Source organism: Halovibrio variabilis, assembly GCF_007991175.1.
Taxonomy (GTDB): domain Bacteria; phylum Pseudomonadota; class Gammaproteobacteria; order Pseudomonadales; family Halomonadaceae; genus Vreelandella; species Vreelandella variabilis.
Genome location: NZ_BJXV01000011.1, coordinates 1 through 16,713 on the forward strand (window position 1 = coordinate 1; position 16,713 = coordinate 16,713).

16 protein-coding genes are annotated in these 16,713 nt (G+C 58.3%); 6 read left to right on the forward strand and 10 right to left on the reverse strand.

All coding sequences use genetic code 11. The annotated features are described in order from the left end of the window. Positions 1 to 117 precede the first annotated feature (117 nt). Positions 118 to 1,143 carry an aspartate carbamoyltransferase gene (pyrB, locus tag HVA01_RS10465; RefSeq protein ID WP_146875364.1) on the forward strand — a complete coding sequence of 342 codons (1,026 nt, stop codon included), beginning with the start codon at positions 118 to 120 and terminating at the stop codon, positions 1,141 to 1,143. 56 nt (positions 1,144 to 1,199) lie between these two features. Here pyrB and ruvX read toward each other — a convergent pair whose 3' ends face one another. The 4 genes from ruvX to HVA01_RS10485 form a co-directional block, all read right to left on the reverse strand. Then, positions 1,200 to 1,655: a Holliday junction resolvase RuvX gene (ruvX, locus tag HVA01_RS10470; RefSeq protein WP_146875365.1), complete on the reverse strand. Its 456-nt coding sequence runs from the start codon at positions 1,653 to 1,655 to the stop codon at positions 1,200 to 1,202. Further along, entirely contained in the window at positions 1,655 to 2,212 is a 558-nt protein-coding gene (locus HVA01_RS10475) for a YqgE/AlgH family protein (RefSeq protein WP_146875366.1), read from the reverse strand. The genes ruvX and HVA01_RS10475 overlap by 1 nt, the downstream gene beginning before the upstream one ends. A gap of 72 nt (positions 2,213 to 2,284) precedes the next feature. Beyond that, the gene (gshB, locus tag HVA01_RS10480) at positions 2,285 to 3,241 is read right to left on the reverse strand and encodes a glutathione synthase (protein ID WP_146875367.1); all 957 of its coding nucleotides are present in this window, start codon (positions 3,239 to 3,241) and stop codon (positions 2,285 to 2,287) included. A 99-nt stretch (positions 3,242 to 3,340) separates the two neighbouring features. Continuing rightward, positions 3,341 to 4,033, reverse strand: coding sequence for a CvfB family protein (locus HVA01_RS10485; protein WP_146875368.1), 693 nt, complete (start codon positions 4,031 to 4,033; stop codon positions 3,341 to 3,343). 197 nt (positions 4,034 to 4,230) lie between these two features. On the opposite strand from HVA01_RS10485, the gene HVA01_RS10490 reads away from it, so the two are divergent. Then, positions 4,231 to 5,859: a sodium:solute symporter family protein gene (locus HVA01_RS10490; protein WP_146875369.1), complete on the forward strand. Its 1,629-nt coding sequence runs from the start codon at positions 4,231 to 4,233 to the stop codon at positions 5,857 to 5,859. After that, complete coding sequence (locus HVA01_RS10495) at positions 5,852 to 6,388, forward strand: hypothetical protein (protein ID WP_146875370.1); 537 nt, start codon at positions 5,852 to 5,854, stop codon at positions 6,386 to 6,388. Before HVA01_RS10490 ends, HVA01_RS10495 begins: the two co-directional genes overlap by 8 nt. Before the next feature lie 23 nt (positions 6,389 to 6,411). Here the strand turns inward: HVA01_RS10495 and HVA01_RS10500 are convergent, their stop codons facing one another. The 3 genes from HVA01_RS10500 to HVA01_RS10510 are packed head-to-tail and all read right to left on the reverse strand — an operon-like array spanning position 6,412 to position 8,156. Then, on the reverse strand, positions 6,412 to 7,188 hold the full coding sequence (locus tag HVA01_RS10500) for a 16S rRNA (uracil(1498)-N(3))-methyltransferase (protein ID WP_146875371.1): 777 nt from the start codon (positions 7,186 to 7,188) through the stop codon (positions 6,412 to 6,414). 3 nt (positions 7,189 to 7,191) lie between these two features. After that, positions 7,192 to 7,692: a protein-export chaperone SecB gene (gene secB, locus HVA01_RS10505; protein WP_146875372.1), complete on the reverse strand. Its 501-nt coding sequence runs from the start codon at positions 7,690 to 7,692 to the stop codon at positions 7,192 to 7,194. A gap of 41 nt (positions 7,693 to 7,733) precedes the next feature. After that, positions 7,734 to 8,156 (reverse strand): rhodanese-like domain-containing protein, encoded by a 423-nt coding sequence (locus HVA01_RS10510; protein WP_146875373.1) that lies wholly within the window; start codon positions 8,154 to 8,156, stop codon positions 7,734 to 7,736. A gap of 365 nt (positions 8,157 to 8,521) precedes the next feature. On the opposite strand from HVA01_RS10510, the gene gpmI reads away from it, so the two are divergent. The 3 genes from gpmI (at position 8,522) to HVA01_RS10525 (ending at position 12,662) form a co-directional block, all read left to right on the forward strand. Next, positions 8,522 to 10,090 carry a 2,3-bisphosphoglycerate-independent phosphoglycerate mutase gene (gene gpmI, locus HVA01_RS10515; RefSeq protein WP_146875374.1) on the forward strand — a complete coding sequence of 523 codons (1,569 nt, stop codon included), beginning with the start codon at positions 8,522 to 8,524 and terminating at the stop codon, positions 10,088 to 10,090. A gap of 5 nt (positions 10,091 to 10,095) precedes the next feature. Then, positions 10,096 to 11,232, forward strand: a complete 1,137-nt coding sequence (locus HVA01_RS10520) for a murein hydrolase activator EnvC family protein (protein ID WP_146875375.1) — start codon at positions 10,096 to 10,098, stop codon at positions 11,230 to 11,232. Between the two features lie 116 nt (positions 11,233 to 11,348). Then, positions 11,349 to 12,662: a S41 family peptidase gene (locus HVA01_RS10525; protein WP_146875376.1), complete on the forward strand. Its 1,314-nt coding sequence runs from the start codon at positions 11,349 to 11,351 to the stop codon at positions 12,660 to 12,662. Between the two features lie 8 nt (positions 12,663 to 12,670). Here HVA01_RS10525 and HVA01_RS10530 read toward each other — a convergent pair whose 3' ends face one another. The 3 genes from HVA01_RS10530 to pepP all read right to left on the reverse strand — a co-directional run bounded on the left by HVA01_RS10530 (position 12,671) and on the right by pepP (position 16,681). Next, positions 12,671 to 13,951, reverse strand: a complete 1,281-nt coding sequence (locus tag HVA01_RS10530) for a UbiH/UbiF/VisC/COQ6 family ubiquinone biosynthesis hydroxylase (RefSeq protein ID WP_146875377.1) — start codon at positions 13,949 to 13,951, stop codon at positions 12,671 to 12,673. A gap of 40 nt (positions 13,952 to 13,991) precedes the next feature. Next, positions 13,992 to 15,233 carry a 2-octaprenyl-6-methoxyphenyl hydroxylase gene (gene ubiH, locus HVA01_RS10535; RefSeq protein WP_146875378.1) on the reverse strand — a complete coding sequence of 414 codons (1,242 nt, stop codon included), beginning with the start codon at positions 15,231 to 15,233 and terminating at the stop codon, positions 13,992 to 13,994. Between the two features lie 92 nt (positions 15,234 to 15,325). Continuing rightward, positions 15,326 to 16,681 (reverse strand): Xaa-Pro aminopeptidase, encoded by a 1,356-nt coding sequence (gene pepP / locus HVA01_RS10540; RefSeq protein WP_146875379.1) that lies wholly within the window; start codon positions 16,679 to 16,681, stop codon positions 15,326 to 15,328. Positions 16,682 to 16,713 lie beyond the last annotated feature (32 nt).

Below are 16,713 nucleotides of genomic sequence, written 5' to 3' on the forward strand. Positions count from 1 at the left end.
GTGGAAAAATTACAGATTAGTAGCCCTTCGCGCATTAAACCCCTTCGGTACCAAGCTGGTTGACGGTTACACTAGCCCTTATATACCGCTTATCCACCACTTAGCTGAGACCCGCTTATGAGCCACCACCTGCTAACTGTCGACTCATTAAACCGTGAAAGCGTTGATCACTTACTGCGCGTCGCTGCGCGCATGGAGCCGATTGCTCAGCGGCGCCAAGTTTCGCGCGTGCTGGAAGGGGCGGTACTGGGTAATCTGTTTTTTGAAGCCAGCACCCGGACACGGGTCAGTTTTAATGCTGCCTTTTGCCGTTTGGGTGGCAGTGTTTGTGACACCACGGGCTTTACCTTCTCCTCCATGGCTAAGGGGGAGTCGCTTTACGACACCAGCCGGGTAATGAGCGGTTATTGCGACGCGATTGTGATGCGCCACCCCGACCAAGGCTCCGTGGCTGAGTTCGCCGCGGCGACCAATGTACCGGTGATTAATGGCGGCGATGGCCCTGGCGAGCACCCCAGCCAGGCGTTGCTCGACCTTTATACCATTGATAAAGAGTTTCAACGCCTGGGCAAACGCTTAAGCGGGGCGCATATCCTACTCACCGGCGATTTGAAATTCGGCCGTACGGTACATTCGCTGATTAAACTGTTATCACTTTATGATCCGCTGCGTATTACGCTGGTATCACCGCCAGGCCTTGAGATGCCGGCAACGTTAATTGATTTGGTGACGTCGCGAGGCCACCGCATTGAGCAGCGCGAATCGCTGGCCAGCGACTTTGCCGATTTAGACGTGGTGTACACCACGCGCATTCAGAAAGAGCGCTTTACCGACGAGATGAACGAGAGCTTCCAGGGATTATCCGACGACTTTATGGTTAACCGCGATTTTCTCGATCACCGCTGCAACCAAAGCACGATCGTGATGCACCCGCTGCCCCGTGACAGCCGCCCCGGTGCCAATGACTTAAACGTGAATCTTAACGGCGACCCGCGTCTGGCGATTTTTCGTCAAACCGATAACGGTATCCCCATGCGCATGGCGATTTTTGCCACATTGCTAAACGTCGATGAACTGATTGAGCAAGATGTGCGACCGGTGCGCTGGTACGTGCCGTCACAAACAGGCACGCTGGACCGATAAGGCGAAGCGAGTTAAGGAGGACTGGGACTAAAACGACAGGGGCTCAAACGACAGAACTAAAGCGATAAGCGCCCGCCAGGCAAACCTTCCTGGTGGGCAAACCAGCCTTCCAAAATCAATATAGCGGCGATGCCATCGACACTGTCTTGGCGATAGTTGCCTTTATGCCCTGCTTCTCGGGCGATCAGCTTAGCCTCCCGCGTGGTACCACGCTCGTCGACCATTTCACACGGCTTACCAAAACGGCCATGCAAACGATTACCAAACTTGCGCGCGCGAGTACTCATCTCTGACTCGCTGCCGTCCATATTCAACGGCAGCCCCACCACTAAGAGATCCGGCTGCCACTCGTTAAGCAGGCGCGTCACGATGTTCCAATCGGGAATCCCATCGCGTGCGGTGAGCGGCGTCAGCTCGCGGGCGCTGTGCAGTAATTCATTACCCACGGCAACGCCAATCCGCCGAGTGCCGTAATCAAAGGCCAGGATTAACCGCTGCCCCGCCTCAGCCATTACGCGTGCCCCGCGTCTCGGGTCATTAGGTTGAGGTCGACGCCTAACAAGCCCGCCGCTGCCGCCAAACGCTCCACGGGCGGGGTATTGAAGAGCACCGACGGCTGGCCTTCTACCGTTAGCCAACTGTTTTCTTTAAGCTCTTCTTCGAGCTGGCCCACTTCCCAGCCGGTGCAGCCCAAACAAACTAAAAACTGCTCGGGGCCATCGCCAGCCGCGAAGGCCTGGAGGATATCCAGCGAGGTAGTGAGGGCGATGCCATCTTCCACCTGAATACTCGAATCCCACTGCTGGCTATCGCCTACATGCAGGATAAAGCCACGATCTTTATGCATTGGCCCGCCGTAGTACACCGGCGCGTTACGGTGCGGACTTGTTTCACCGCCCAATTCCAATTGATCAAACAGGGCTTCGAGAGTGATTTCCATCGGCCGGTTAGTAATGACCCCCATACAGCCGTTGTCATCGTGGTCGCACAGATAAATGAGACTACCGGCAAAATTAGGGTCGTCTAAGTGTGGCATGGCCATCAAAAAGTGATGCTTCAAACTTTGCATGCGTCTCCCACTGCCTGCTGGCACCCCAGCAGGCATAGCGTAATGAGTGTAGTTATCTGAGTGAGGCCTCGCTTAGGCTAAGCGGCGCTCAACGGCATCGAGCAGCAGTCCGGCAATATTCGTGCCCCGCTGATCATCAATTTCGCGCACGCAGGTCGGGCTGGTGACGTTAATTTCAGTAATATAATCACCGATCACGTCCAGACCGACGAACACCAATCCCTTGTCACGAATCATCGGCTGCACCTGCTTAATAAGCCAATGGTCGCGCTCGGTTAGCTCGCGAGTGACGCCTCGCCCACCGGCAGCCAGATTGCCGCGGGTTTCCCCCGCCGAAGGTATGCGCGCCAGCCCAAAGGGCACAGGCTCGCCATCCACAAGCAGGATGCGCGTATCGCCTTCTTTGATTTCCGGCAGGTAGCGCTGGGCCATAATTTGCCGCTGACCGCGCAAGGTTAGCTGCTCGATCACCGCGCCAATATTGCGACCTTCAGGGCCGATATGAAAAATACCGGTGCCGCCCATGCCATCCAGCGGCTTGAAAATCACATCGCCATGCTCTGCGTGAAAAGCACGCAGCACGTCGTCACGGCTGGCTACTAAAGTGGGCGCGCAGCACTGAGGAAACTGCTGGGCAAACAGCTTTTCATTGCACTGTAATAGTGCAGCCGTAGGGTTTACCACCAGTACGCCTTCACGCTCGGCAAACCCTAGCAGATGCAATGCATTGGTGAACTCGGCATCCACGGGCGGGTCTTTACGCATTAGCACCACATCCAGCTCAACCATGGGGCGTGCCGAGGGCTCGCCCAAGTCGTACCAATGATGAGGGTCACGATGTACCGTTAACGGCCGCATGCGCGCGTAGGCCTGCCCCGCGTTCAAGAAAAGATCCGCCTGCTCCATATAGTGCAGGGTATAACCTCGCTCTTGAGCAGCCCAGAGCAGGGCCATGGTGGTGTCTTTCTTGTAAGCGATGTCGCTGATGGAATCCATCACGACGCCGAGATGCAGATTTGATTGGCTCATCGGGGCACTATCCAAACATGAACAATAGGTGTGCAGTATGCCGCACTGCCCGCTAGGCGCCAACTTCCCCAGCTAACTACTCGTAACTACTCGGCGTAACTACTCGCTGAGTGCGCCAGGTACTAAGCGAATGGCGCCCGGCTCCAAGGTGATCAGCTGCTGCTTGTAAAGCCGCCCAATGGCTTGTTTATAAGCACTTTTGCTGACGCCTAAACGGGCTTTTATTTCATGTGCCTCGCTTTTATCGCCCAGCGCTAAATAGCCGCCGCTTTCACGCAGGGCCTGCATTACTTTGTCGCCGACCACATCCAAACGAGCGGCACCTGGCGGTAATAACGAAATATTCAAACGACCATCTTCACGACGCTGCTTCACATAGCCTTTGATAGCTTGACCGCGGCGCAGCGGCTGAGTCACGTCGTCTTGGTAAACAAGCCCCCAGTAACGATGGTTGACGATCACTTTCATGCCCAGATCGGTGCGCTCAGCCACCATCACGGCAACTTCATCGCCTTTTTCCAAGTCCCAGGCGTCATCGGTCAAAAAGCGGTCCAGCTTCATCGTTGCCACCGGCCGCCCCTGGTCGTCGCTGTACAGCATTACCAATACGCGCTTGCCCGGATCGGGTCGAAAGTGCTGCTCGCTAAACGGTAGCAGCACATCTTTCGGCTGCCCCCACTGCAAAAACGCCCCGATATTATTGACCGCCGTGACCGTTAGGTAGGCCACTTCACCCAACTGGGCAGATGTATCGCTAGCGGATCGCGGGGAGGAGTGAGACTCACGGACCATGGGTAACGTCCTTCAGGAAAAATAGATGTCTATTATGGTGCCTAGCGGACGCAGGGCAAAGCGGGAGACGGTGTTTTAATCTTGGGCAGCCAATCCCATTGCTTGTTCAACACACAGCTACCCGCCTAGAAAGCGTTAACCGCACAACCTGCTACGCTCAAGAAAGCAATAAAAATTAGCCGTAGGAGGCACGGGGCATGGAAGGGTTCACGCTTTTTGATACGCTTGTCTTGATCACCTATATCAGCCTAATCGCCTGGATTGGGTCGCGTTTTGGCAAAGACCAGCACAATCCCGAGGACTATTTTCTCGGCGGTCGCAAAATACCTGGCTGGGCGATTGGCCTTTCGGTGATGGCGACCCAGGCCAGCGCTATCACCTTTATTGGCGCGCCCGGTTGGGGTTTCGAGGGCGGTCTTGAACGCTTGGTGACCTTTATCAATGTGCCTCTGGCCATGATTGTGTTGATCCTGGTATTGGTGCCTATTTTCCATCGTGCGGGTATCTATAGCATCTATGAGTTGCTAGAGCGCCGCTTCGGCCCGGCGACGCGTACCCTTAGTGCCCTGCTGTTTCTCATCGCGCGTGGCTTGGCCACCGGCGTAGTGCTTTATGCACCCGCGTTAGTGTTGGCGGTGGTAACCGGCTGGAGCGTGAACCTCACGATTATTATTATGGCGGTGCTGGCCATCAGTTATACCGTGATGGGGGGTATCAGCGCGGTCATCTGGACCGATGTGATACAGATGTTCGTGCTGTGGCTAGGCGCGCTGTTAAGTATCTTCTTGTTAGTCACCAGTCTACCCGGTGGCTGGGGGGACGTGATGGCGTTTGGCGCGGGCAGCGGCATGTTCAACGCCATCGACTTGTCTTTCGACCCTAGCGTGACCTACTCGCTATGGGCCGGTTTGTTGGGCGGTTTTTTCCTGCATGTGGCCTACTTCGGCACCGACCAGAGCCAGATTCAGCGCGTGCTATCCAGCCCTTCGGTAGTCGATGCCCAGCGCTCGCTGCTGATCGGTGGGTATCTGCTTATTCCCCAGATGCTGCTGTTTCTCTTTATTGGCATCATCTTGGCTACCTACTACCAGCAACATGGCTTAACCCCGCCCGATGACCTCAATGAACTGCTACCCCGCTACGTCGTCAGCGCCTTTCCTTCGGGAATGGCCGGGCTGGTGATTGCCGGTGTCTTTGCCGCGGCCATGTCGAGTCTCGACTCGGCGCTCAACTCGCTTTCTGCAGTGACCGTGCGCGACTTTTATAGCCGCTATATCAAACCCAATGCCAGCGATGCGCATTACTTAAAAGCGTCACGACTGGCCACCGTTTTCTGGGGGCTGTATGCCACGCTATTTGCCTTCTTCGCGGGCAACCTAGGTCCGGTGATCGAAGCGGTAAACCAAATTGGCTCGTGGTTTTATGGTGCACTGCTCGGCACGTTCTTATTGGCCATTTTCAGCCATCGTTCCAATGCGCGTGGTGCCATCGCCGGGCTTGTTGTCGGCATGCTATCGGTTTGGACCGTTTCCTCGCAGCTCGATATTTCATGGCTATATAACAATACCGTTGGGGTCACCGTTTCGGTCACGGTGGGCTATTTCGTGAGCCTGACAGCGCCGGCTCCCAGTCGTGATCAGTTAAGCGATGTAATGATGGAGGAAGCCGCGCCGGATATGCAGGCCGTGCTGGCAGCCAGAGCCGACAACGCCCAGGTTATCGGCAAAGAGGCGCGCGTCACGCGGCGTCGCTGCATCGGCCTATTCGCTTGGTTTTGCATTATGCTGGGGATGCTAGCGCTATTGCAGGGGTGGGCAAATGGCTGAGCGTTTAACACTTGCCAGGCAAATTGACGACGATACTGCCAAACGGCGCCTTCAGCGCCTGGGCGCGAAGGCGTGCGAACCTGGCTGGGTTGGTCTTTGGGCAGCGGGGCTAGGCATGCCAGCGGGTGACCCAGGCGCTTGGCTGCTGTGTGCTAAGGAAATGCGCCGCGCACTGCTGTTGGTGGGTACTCAATTACCCGCCCACGCCAAAGAACCCAATACTGAGCTTAAAATTGATAGCAGCTTGCCGCCAACGCCAGAAGCGCTGAAGCGGCTATGGCTATGGGAACGCATGGCCACGCCGCGCTATTGGCGTATCCAGGTGCTGGATAGCGCCCCAACGCCGCTATGGCTGCCCTGCTGGCTGGGCTATGCGCGTGGCCGTCAACATCGCCTGGTGGTCATCAGTGGCGTATCGGGCGAGCCACTGCCGATGCTTAAACCCAGCGTGCTAAAGGGGCTTCAGCAAGCGCATAGAGATACGCAGAGTGCTGAGCTTGAAGAGCAAAGGGGAAACACTATCGGATAGGCGCCTTGGCGATTTGCAAGGACTTACAAATCGCCAAAGTAGTGCTGTAGGAGGGATAGCGCCACCACCGGGGCGGTTTCGGTCCGCAATACCCGCGGTCCAAGGGTGAGCGGCGTAAAGGCAGCGGTTTGGGCAGCGGCGATATCGCTCTCGCTTAAGCCGCCTTCCGGGCCGATAAGTAGCGCTACCGACGCTGGGCGGTCTTGTCGGTCAAACACGTTGCCGGTTGCCAGATGCAGCATCAGGCGCAGCGGCTCCTGGCGCTCATCGAGCCATGCCGATAACGCCATCGGCGGATGCACCTGTGGCACCACCGTGCGGCCACTCTGCTCGCAGGCGCTGGCCGCCACGGCCTGCCAATGCGCCAGCTTCTTGTCTTCCCGGTCGCCTTTCAAACGCACGTCACCGCGCTCGGTATACAGCGGGGTAATCGCCGCAACGCCCAGCTCGACGGCCTTTTGAATGGCATAATCCATTCGGTCGCCTTTGGAGATAGCCTGGCCTAAATGGACAGACAGTGGCGATTCACCACTACCCGACCATACCGCTTCGACTCGCGCCAGCGTCTGCTTGCGGTCCACCGACGTTAAGCGAACGCCCGCCTCACGCCCTTGGCCATCGAATAGCACCAGCGGCGCTCCTTCACCCATACGCAGCACACGCGTGATATGCCGTGCCGGGCCTTCCGGCAGCGATATCTCACTGCCGGTAGTAAGCGCAACAGCCACATACACACGCGGCATTTTGCCATGCAGGGCATACCAATCAGCGGCGGGCGTTTCTGACCTGGCTTTTGACATCGCTTAGTGGGTGTTCTCTTCTGCTTGCTTAGCTTCGCGCTGCTTACGCTGGGCGTACATGGCTTCGAAGTTTACCGGTGCCAGCATCAGCGGCGGGAAACCACCGCGGTTAACCAGGTTGTCCACGCACTCACGGGCGTAAGGGAACAGCAGGTTGGGGCAAAAGGCACCCAGGGTTTGATCCAGCTGTGCGCCTTCAATGCCGGCAATACGGAACAGACCCGCCTGCTCGACCTCGGCCAGGAAAGAAGTGGTGCCGGTTTCGTTGTCGTTAACCTGTGCGGTCACTTTGACCACGACTTCGTACTGGTCATCGGCAATCTTGGTGCTGGTGGTATTCAGGTCCAGGTTCACCTTGGGCTTGAAAGATTGCTTGAAAACCGAAGGTGAATTAGGCGCCTCAAAGGAAATATCTTTTACATAAATACGCTGCAGCGAAAATTTCAGCTGCGGCTTTTCGTCTGCTGCGGCGCCAGCCTGTGGGGTGTTGTTATCTTCCGCCATAAGAAAACTCCTGATTGTTGATTAAATAAAGAAAGCGCTGGTTATTTTTTAACCACTGGAAGGCCGTCGCCTTGCCACTGCGCCATGCCGCCCTTCAATTTGAAAGCCCGCTCAAAGCCAGCTTTAGCAAGCTTGGCTTGCGCGGCGCCAGAACTTTGACCGTGCTTGCACACCACAATGATCGGCTGGGCTTTGACTTTATCCAGTTCGTTCATGCGGCTATCGAGGTTGCTTTGCGGAATGTTACGCGCCCCTGCGATATGCCCGGCCTTGAAGTCTTTGCTTTCACGGATATCCAGCACCACCGCATCTTCGCGATTGATAAGCTGAGTGGCCTGGGTTGACGTCAGTGCATTCGTGGAGGCACTACGTGCTTCGTAGGCAAGCCACGCTACCAACACCAGCAAAAACGCCCCCACTAACAGGGGGTGGTTCTGTACGAATTCGAGCACCTGATCGATCATCGCGAACACAATCTCTTGGTAAATACGGAAAAAAAGGCGTTACCACCGGTAAAACGCGACAAGTATACACGTCAGATAGCTTCCCGCGCAGGCCAGGAGGCTGTCCGGCTTAGCCGATCGTCGCGAGAAGCACGGATTTTGAGCCAAATTTATCGATCGTTTGAGGCGAATAGCGCGCTATTTAACGAAATCGATCGACTAAAGTTGGCCAAAATACCGGGATTCGCAGTAGATCAGTGTTAAGCCGGACAGGCTCCTAAATCATGACGCCTGGCAGTTGCCTGCGTTATGATGCCCCAAGCGTGCGCCCATCGCGACCCCGAATTTTTCGCGTCGTTCGGCTTGCCAATCTTAACGAGGTTTTTATGGATACTTCTCGCACCCCGCGCCCCGTGGCGCTGATTATTCTCGATGGCTACGGCCACAACCCCGACAGCCGCCATAATGCGGTAGCGGCGGCCCACAAACCGGTGATGGATAAGCTGTGGGAAGAACACCCCCATACCTTCGTTCACACCGATGGCCTTCACGTTGGCCTGCCCGACGGGCAGATGGGCAACTCCGAAGTCGGGCATATGAATATTGGTGCAGGACGTATCGTTTATCAGGATTTCACCCGTATCAGCAAGGCAGTAGAAGACGGCGACCTGGATGTAAATGACAACCTCACCCAGCCGATTGACGACGCTGTCGCCAATGGCCGCCCGGTACACTTGATTGGCCTGCTATCCCCCGGCGGCGTGCACAGCCATGAAGACCACTTTATTGCCATGGCCGAACTTGCCGCACGCCGCGGCGCCCAGCGCATTTTTATTCACGCCTTTCTCGACGGCCGCGATATGCCGCCGCAAAGCGCGCTGGCCTCAATTGAGCGCGCCAATGCCCGTTTAGCGGAGCTGGTGGGCGCTGACAACGGCTTTGTGGCCTCGATTATTGGCCGCTTTTACGCCATGGACCGTGACAACCGCTGGGAGCGCGTCGAGCAAGCCTACCGCCTACTCACCGATGGCCACGCTGAGTACTCCGCCACTAGCGCTGAAATCGCGTTACGCGATGCTTACCAGCGCGGCGAAACTGACGAATTCGTCGCCGCCAGCAGCGTGCCACTTCACGATGACCCCATTACCTTACAAGACGGCGATGCGGCGATTTTCCTCAACTTCCGTTCTGACCGCGCCCGGGAGTTGAGCCGCGCCTTTGCCGAGCCAGACTTCAATGGCTTTGAGCGCCGTGAGTGCCCGACGCTCGCAGGCCAAGGGCTGGTCATGATGACTCAGTACGCCGCAGACATCCCTTTACCCGCCGCCTTCCCGCCGTCAGACCTCAACGACACCTTGGGAGAAGTCGTCGCCAAGCGCGGTTTGACTCAACTGCGCATTGCCGAAACAGAAAAGTACCCCCACGTGACGTTCTTCTTTTCGGGCGGCAATGAAGCCGAATACGCAGGCGAAGAGCGTATCCTGGTGCCCTCACCGCGTGATGTGCGCACCTACGACGAAAAACCGGAAATGAGCGCGATTGAGATTACCGATAAACTTGTCGACGCCATTGATGGCGGCCACTTTGATCTCATCGTTTGCAACTACGCCAACGGCGATATGGTCGGCCACACCGGTGATTTCAATGCTGCGGTAAAAGCCATCGAGACCGTCGATGCCTGCGTGGGTCGCGTGGTCGACGCCATTGAGCGCGCGGGCGGTGCTTGCTTAATTACCGCCGACCACGGTAACGCCGAGCAAATGGTGCACCCCGAAACGGGCGCACCGCAAACCGCTCACACCACCTTTGTGGTGCCGCTTATCTATGTCGGTGAACGTTCTGCCGCCCTTGAAGAGGGCAAGCTATGCGACCTGGCCCCTACGCTGTTAACCATGATGGACCAGCAGCAGCCCGAGGCGATGACCGGTAATCCACTGATTCATTACAGCAAGTAGTGCCCATGCGGCCATCTTTAGCACTGACACTCTGGCTGGCGTTAGGTGTTGCGCCAGAAAGCTTCGCCCAGCAGGACTCAAGCACGGCGCGTCAGCAGTTGGATGCGATTGGCCAGGAGATCGAGTCCGTTGCCCAACGCCTCAGCGCCACCGGCGAGGCCCGCAATAGCGCCGAGCGTGAGCTAAAGGAAGTCGAAACCGAGCTTGCTGAAACCCATCGGCGCTTGGATACCCTGCAAGCCGAGCGCCGCCAGTTGAATGATGAAACCACCCAGCTCCGTGAGCATCGTGACCGGCTGGAGAGTGAGCGCGCCGATCAGTATGCGGCGTTGGGCCAGCAGCTCTCAGCGCTTTACCGCCTGGGCCCCACGCCGCAGCTCAAACTGCTGCTTAACCAGGGCGACCCCGCCGAGCTTGATCGTATGCAGGCGTATATGAACCGGCTGAGCGAAGCACGCAATCGCCGTTTAAACGCGATTGCCCGGCTCGACACCGCCCTCGCCGATACGCAAAATGAGCTACGCGAGCGGCAAGCCCGCCTTGATGCGTTGGCCGATGAGCTAGAAGAGCAAAGCGCACTGCTCGCCGAGCGCACCACCGAACGACGCGGTGTGGTTGCCAACCTGGATGACCGCTACGGCAGCGAAGCAGAGCGGCTGGCCGACCTCAATCAGAGCCGCGAAGAGGCCGAACGCGTGCTGCGCAACATCCAGGCAGAGATGGCAAGACTGGCTGAACCCACGCCGACTACGCATATTGTCAGCACTCAAGGCGACCTGCCTTGGCCGGTACAGGGGTCAATTATTAGCAATTTCCACCATCGCGACGGCGTGCACTACAACGGCATTGTCATTCACGCCAGCGCGGGCACCCCGGTCACCGCCGTACACACGGGCCGCGTGGTATTCGCCGACTGGATGCGCGGGTTTGGTAACTTGCTAATAATCGACCATGGTGACCAAATTATGACGCTGCATGCCCACCTCCAGCAGTTCAGCGTCAGGCCTGGCCAGCAGGTCAACCGCGGCGATGAAATCGGCCGCGTAGGCGACAGCGGCGGCCAAACCCGTGCCGCCCTCTACTTTGAAGTTCGCCGCGGCGGCGCACCCATTAACCCGCAGCGTTGGATTGCGCGCCGCTGACGGGATAAGCTGCACGACGGTTGATGCCACCACATTTTATGATGTCTCAGCTATTGTTAGTATTTCAACTTCAGGGTGACGCTTTAAGGCGCCACCTATCGCCTTGCGGAGTCTGCATGACGCTATCTGTTACCGAGGTATCGGCCCCCGCCAAGCGCTTCTTGGCCACCCTGCTCCCGATTGCTTTGCTCTCGGCCCCGCTGACGCTTTTCGCCCAGCCCAGCGCCAGCGTGGAACGTCAAAGCGTTAGCGATGCACTGCCGTTAGAAGACATCCAAACGTTCGCCGAGGTGTTCGAGCGCATTAAGCGTGCCTACGTTGAAGAGGTCGATGACCGAGCACTGCTGCGCAACGCCATGCGCGGCATGCTCAGTGAACTGGACCCCCACTCTGCCTACCTGGATGAGGAGGAGTATCAAAGCCTGCGAGAGTCCACCCAAGGTGAGTTTGGCGGGATTGGTATCGAAGTGGGCATGGAAAACGGTCAGTTGATGGTGATTACACCGATTGATGACACGCCCGCTTCCCGCGCAGGCTTGCTATCCCGCGATATTATCATTGCCATCGATGGCACCCCCACCGAGAGCATGTCGCTGCAAGAAGCGGTGACCCTGATGCGCGGCGAACCGGGCAGCGAACTACAGATCAGTGTACTGCGTTCAGGCGAAGACACGCCCCGGGAGTTTACCCTGACCCGCGAGGTTATTCGCAGCGAAAGCGTTAAACACGAGGTGCTTGAGCCCGGTTACGGTTACCTGCGTATTAGCCAGTTTCAGTCACGCACGACCGAACAGGCCCGCGAGGCGCTTGAGCAAATGGCGCGCGAACAGCCGCTAGAAGGGTTGATACTCGATTTACGTAACAACCCCGGCGGGGTACTGCAAGCCGCCGTGGGGATTGCCGACCTGTTCCTGGATGATGGCTTGATTGTGTATACCGAAGGGCGCCTTTCAGATACCGAGATGTCGTTCTCCGCCTCTTCACCGACGCCGGCTGGCGATGTTCCGTTAGTAGTTTTGGTTAACGGTGGCAGTGCCTCAGCGGCAGAGATCGTCGCCGGTGCGCTGCAGGACCAGCGGCGTGGCGTGATCATGGGCACCGACAGCTTTGGCAAAGGCTCTGTGCAGCAGATAATGCCGTTGGGCAATGGCGAAGGTCTCAAGCTCACCACGGCGCTTTACTACACCCCGAATGGCCGTTCGATTCAGGCCCAAGGCATTGAACCCGACGTCAATGTCGTACGCGGCAGGCTAGAAGTCGCCGAGAGACGCCCGGAAATTCGTGAGGCCGACCTGGAGGGGCACTTAAGCGGTCAACAAGCCCCCCGTGACCGCCAGGAAATGACCGAGCGGCTATCCAACGACTACCAGCTCAGCGAAGCCCTCAACTTGCTCAAAGCGCTTAATGTGGTCGACCGCCGTCGGCGTTAACGACAGGTTTAACGACAACTGAGCGGCAGGCGGCCGCGTTCCCCGGTCGCCTGCCGCATGAGTACGCGCTTTAGCGGCACTAACTGATTCATACCGCTCATGCCCAGGTTGCGCGCCAGCGTCAGTCCCGGATCGTGGCTGCCAAACAGCACTTTAAAGGCTTTCATTAGCCCCAGCATGGCGCTGTTATCAAAGCGGCGCCGACGCTCGTAACGCTTTAAGGTGCTTAATTCACCCCAGGGAGCACCGCGCTGCCAGGCATGCACCACCTCTTCCGCTAATACCGCCGCATCCATCAAGCCCAAATTGACCCCCTGCCCCGCCAACGGATGAATATTGTGCGCCGCGTCACCGACCAGTGCGAAATGCGGCTGCACGTAGTGGCGCGCATGGCGCTGAACTAACGGAAAACGGTGAGCCTTATCGCAGGCGGTTACCTCGCCTAAGCGGTGGTCAAACGCTTCCCCCAGCGCCGCCCCAAGCGCTTCTTGAGACAGTTCACTCAGCTCAGCGGCATGCGTTGGCGTGGTCGACCAGACAATCGAGCAGTAACGGTCGTCGCCCTCTACCGTTAGCGGCAGAAACGCCAGTGGTCGCCCGTCGATAAACGCCTGCCGAGCCTTGCCGCCATGGGGCTTGGCGCAATGCACCGTGGTTACCACAGCGTCCTGCTGCATATCGTCGCTAGCCACCTCAATACCGGCCATTTCGCGCAGTACCGAGTGAGCCCCGTCAGCGGCGACGATTAGCGGCGCATAAAGCTGGCGTTCGTCGTCTAGCACCAGCCAATGGCCACTGGCCGAATGCTGCGAAGCGCTATCGGTAGGACGCTGTAGCGCGGCAAGGCTAACGCCAAAAAACGCGGTGACGTTGGAGTGGTTGAGCACCTGTCGATTGAGCGCGGCCAGGGTAACCGCATTTTCAACAATATGGCCCAGCACGGCGACACCCGCCTCATCAGCGGAAAAGGCAATTTCACCGCTGCCTTCGGCATCCCATACCTGCATGCCTTGGTAGGGCGTTACCCGGGTTTTCTGCATAACGGGCCAAGCGCCCAAATGGGTGAGCAAGCGTTGAGAGACTGGCGTTAACGCACTGACTCGCGGCGTCGGCAGCGTAGCGTTTGCATCGTCAAGGCTAAGCGGCGCTGGCTGTGCTTCTACCAGCGCCACCTGCATGCCTGCCTGGGCCAGCAGCGCGCAGAGCGCGGTGCCGACCATGCCGCCGCCGACAATAATCGCCTCAAAGCTTTCCACTGGCGGCTTCGCACTAGATGAGTCCGTATGCATAGCGTTCCTTTCAATGACCTATGGGTTAACGGTTAACCACTTAACGTTCTAAGCCCATGGCGCGACGGGCCAGCCCCCGCCGCAGCGGCCCGATAAGATTCAGGCCGGTTAACCCGGCGGCGCGGGCGTGGGGCAGTAGTGGGAAAGAGAGCCCAAACAGCCGAACCAGGCCATCGCTAAAGCGAATCACATTGGCGCGGTCTCGGGAGCGCTGCTTTTCAAAGGCTTGCAGCGTGGTCATATCGCCCAGCGGCCGCTTGGCCTGCTCACCCTGCTCCAGCGCTTCGACAAGATCCATCACCCCACGCAGCGCTAGGTTAAAACCCTGCCCGGCGACCGGATGCAAGGCGTGGGCCGCATTGCCCAATACCGCCAGCCCTGGGCGCACCGGCTCCTCGGCGGTCACCAGCGAAAGCGGGTAGGCGTGGCGGGTGCCTACCCGGGTAAACCGGCCGACACGATCACCAAACGCCTGCTGTAGCTGGAGCAGAAAGTCACGCTCGGGAAGTGCCATACGCGCTTTTTCGCCGCCGCTGGGGTGTGTCCAAATCAACTCCATGGCTTGGCCCGGCAGTGGCAGTAGCGCCATAGGCCCCTGGGCGGTAAAGCGCTCATAAGCGACCCCATGATGAGGCTGGCTTACCCCCACGTGAGCGATAAGCGCTGTTTGCTCGTAGGGCTCGCGGCGGCTGCTAATCCCCAGTTGCTCTTTAAGCCCTGACCGGCCGCCGTCGGCCAGCACCGTTAATCCTGCCTTTAACTGGCTGCCATCGGAAAGCTGTAAGTGATGCTCGCCCGCCACCGGGGTAAGTTGCTCCACTTTCGCCGGGCAGTGCCATTCCAGGGGCAGCTGAGCAAGCCGCTGGTGAAGCACTCGGCCCATCCAGGCGTTAGGGATAACATGACCCAGCGCGGCAACGCCCAGCTCGTCAGCGCTCAGCCGGGTCGCGCCTAAACGGCCGCGCTCGCTGATATGAATGCGCTTGATCGGTGTGGCCTCACCGCACATCGCCTCCCAAACACCCAACTGCTCAAAGCGCTGCGCCGAGCCTTCTGCAATCGCGCTGGCCCGGGCATCAAAACTGGGCTGCCAGGCATTGTCCGGCGGCTGAACCGCCATTGGTGCCGATTCAATAATCGCCACACGCCAGCCATAGCGCTCGACCAGTGGCGCCAGCGCGCAGCCTAAGCTGGCGCCTACCAGCCCGCCACCCACAATCACAATGTCGTGGGTCAGCGCACTTCCGGCTGCTTGATTCGTCCTTTGTTCAGCGCCTTGCATCGCCTTCTCCCTCTCAATACAGCCGCACCTTGGAGACAACTAATAATTCGTAATGTAATTTACATAAAGACCAGTTAGCCTACTAGGACTGATTACTTTTTAGCCATCAATGCCTCGATTTCAACAATCTGTTTAGGCACGTCTGCGGTCAGCACTTCATGGCCGTGACGCGTCACCACCACATTGTCTTCGATCCGAATGCCAATACCGCGATAGGCCTTGGGAATGTCGTCATCGACAGGTATATACAGGCCGGGCTCTACCGTGAGCACCATCCCTACAGCCAGCGGCCTGGGCGTTTGCTCATCCAGCTTATAAGTGCCGACATCGTGGACATCCAACCCCAGCCAATGGGAGGTGGAGTGGAGGTAAAAGCGCTTGTAGCTGTTGTCATCAACGCGGGCCTGAACGTCGCCTTCCAGCAGGCCAAGCTTGATCAGCCCGGCGGTTAAATCCGTCACTACCTGCTGGTGAATGTCCGTTAGCGTGGCACCGGGCTGAACGGCGTTAACCGCGCGCTCTTGGGCCTCTAACACCACTTGGTAGAGTGCCCGTTGGGCGTCGCTAAACCGCCCGGCCACCGGGAATGTGCGGGTAATATCGCCCGCGTAGAGGTCAAATTCAGCGCCCGCGTCGATCAGCACTAATCCGTCTTCACATAGCGGAGCGCTGTTTTCAATATAGTGCAGAACACAGGCGTTAGCACCGCTGCCCACAATCGTGCTGTAGGCGGGACCACTGGCGCCTTGCCAAACAAACTCATGCTCTAACTCGGCCTGGAGCTGAAACTCACCCAGCCCTGGGCGCGACGCCTGCATGGCGCGCCGATGGGCGTGAGCCGATATCAACGCCGCATGGCGCAGCAGGGCAATCTCAGCCTCGCTTTTAATCAGCCGCATGGCGTGAATCAGCGGGCTAATATCCAGCCAGCCTTTTAGCGGCGGCCGCCCGCGCCTGAGCCCTGCCTGGGCGTCTGCCAAGGCGTCTTCGGCGATAATCAGCGCCTCAGCGCTGTCCAGCGGCAAATAGAGCAGCTCACGGCCCGCTAGCAGTTCTGGCAGGCGCTCATCGCGGTCCGCGTTTTCAAACGCCTGGTCAATCCCGTGTTCAACGACCACGCCCGCGGCGCCCAGTCGGCGCCCCGTCCAGGCTTCCATCGTGGGGTCGCGATCCTGGCAGAACACCACGCTTTGTCCTTCAGCGCGCCCTGGGAGCAGCACCAGCAGGGCATCCGGCTCGCGAATGCCGGTTAGGTAGTAAAAATCGCTGTTCTGGCGGAAGGCGAACTCACTGTCCCGCGAGCGGGTCATTAACCCAGCGCCAGGAAGCACCACGGCGGCGTTATCCGGCAGTTGGGCCATTAGCGCGTCGCGGCGGTGACGATATTCCGCCGCGCTGATCGCCGGGGGGCGAGGTAGCAGCGTCGATAACACAGGGTCAGGCAGCATAGCGGCTCCTATCAAAATGATGCGGGCGGCGT

Excerpts from the sequence above, each read along its gene's own strand:
- pyrB (WP_146875364.1), top strand. The coding sequence starts at position 118 with ATGAGCCACCACCTGCTAACTGTCGACTCATTAAACCGTGAAAGCGTT.
- ruvX (WP_146875365.1), bottom strand. The coding sequence starts at position 1,655 with ATGGCTGAGGCGGGGCAGCGGTTAATCCTGGCCTTTGATTACGGCACT.
- HVA01_RS10475 (WP_146875366.1), bottom strand. The coding sequence starts at position 2,212 with ATGCAAAGTTTGAAGCATCACTTTTTGATGGCCATGCCACACTTAGAC.
- gshB (WP_146875367.1), bottom strand. The coding sequence starts at position 3,241 with ATGAGCCAATCAAATCTGCATCTCGGCGTCGTGATGGATTCCATCAGC.
- HVA01_RS10485 (WP_146875368.1), bottom strand. The coding sequence starts at position 4,033 with ATGGTCCGTGAGTCTCACTCCTCCCCGCGATCCGCTAGCGATACATCT.
- HVA01_RS10490 (WP_146875369.1), top strand. The coding sequence starts at position 4,231 with ATGGAAGGGTTCACGCTTTTTGATACGCTTGTCTTGATCACCTATATC.
- HVA01_RS10495 (WP_146875370.1), top strand. The coding sequence starts at position 5,852 with ATGGCTGAGCGTTTAACACTTGCCAGGCAAATTGACGACGATACTGCC.
- HVA01_RS10500 (WP_146875371.1), bottom strand. The coding sequence starts at position 7,188 with ATGTCAAAAGCCAGGTCAGAAACGCCCGCCGCTGATTGGTATGCCCTG.
- secB (WP_146875372.1), bottom strand. The coding sequence starts at position 7,692 with ATGGCGGAAGATAACAACACCCCACAGGCTGGCGCCGCAGCAGACGAA.
- HVA01_RS10510 (WP_146875373.1), bottom strand. The coding sequence starts at position 8,156 with ATGATCGATCAGGTGCTCGAATTCGTACAGAACCACCCCCTGTTAGTG.
- gpmI (WP_146875374.1), top strand. The coding sequence starts at position 8,522 with ATGGATACTTCTCGCACCCCGCGCCCCGTGGCGCTGATTATTCTCGAT.
- HVA01_RS10520 (WP_146875375.1), top strand. The coding sequence starts at position 10,096 with ATGCGGCCATCTTTAGCACTGACACTCTGGCTGGCGTTAGGTGTTGCG.
- HVA01_RS10525 (WP_146875376.1), top strand. The coding sequence starts at position 11,349 with ATGACGCTATCTGTTACCGAGGTATCGGCCCCCGCCAAGCGCTTCTTG.
- HVA01_RS10530 (WP_146875377.1), bottom strand. The coding sequence starts at position 13,951 with ATGCATACGGACTCATCTAGTGCGAAGCCGCCAGTGGAAAGCTTTGAG.
- ubiH (WP_146875378.1), bottom strand. The coding sequence starts at position 15,233 with ATGCAAGGCGCTGAACAAAGGACGAATCAAGCAGCCGGAAGTGCGCTG.
- pepP (WP_146875379.1), bottom strand. The coding sequence starts at position 16,681 with ATGCTGCCTGACCCTGTGTTATCGACGCTGCTACCTCGCCCCCCGGCG.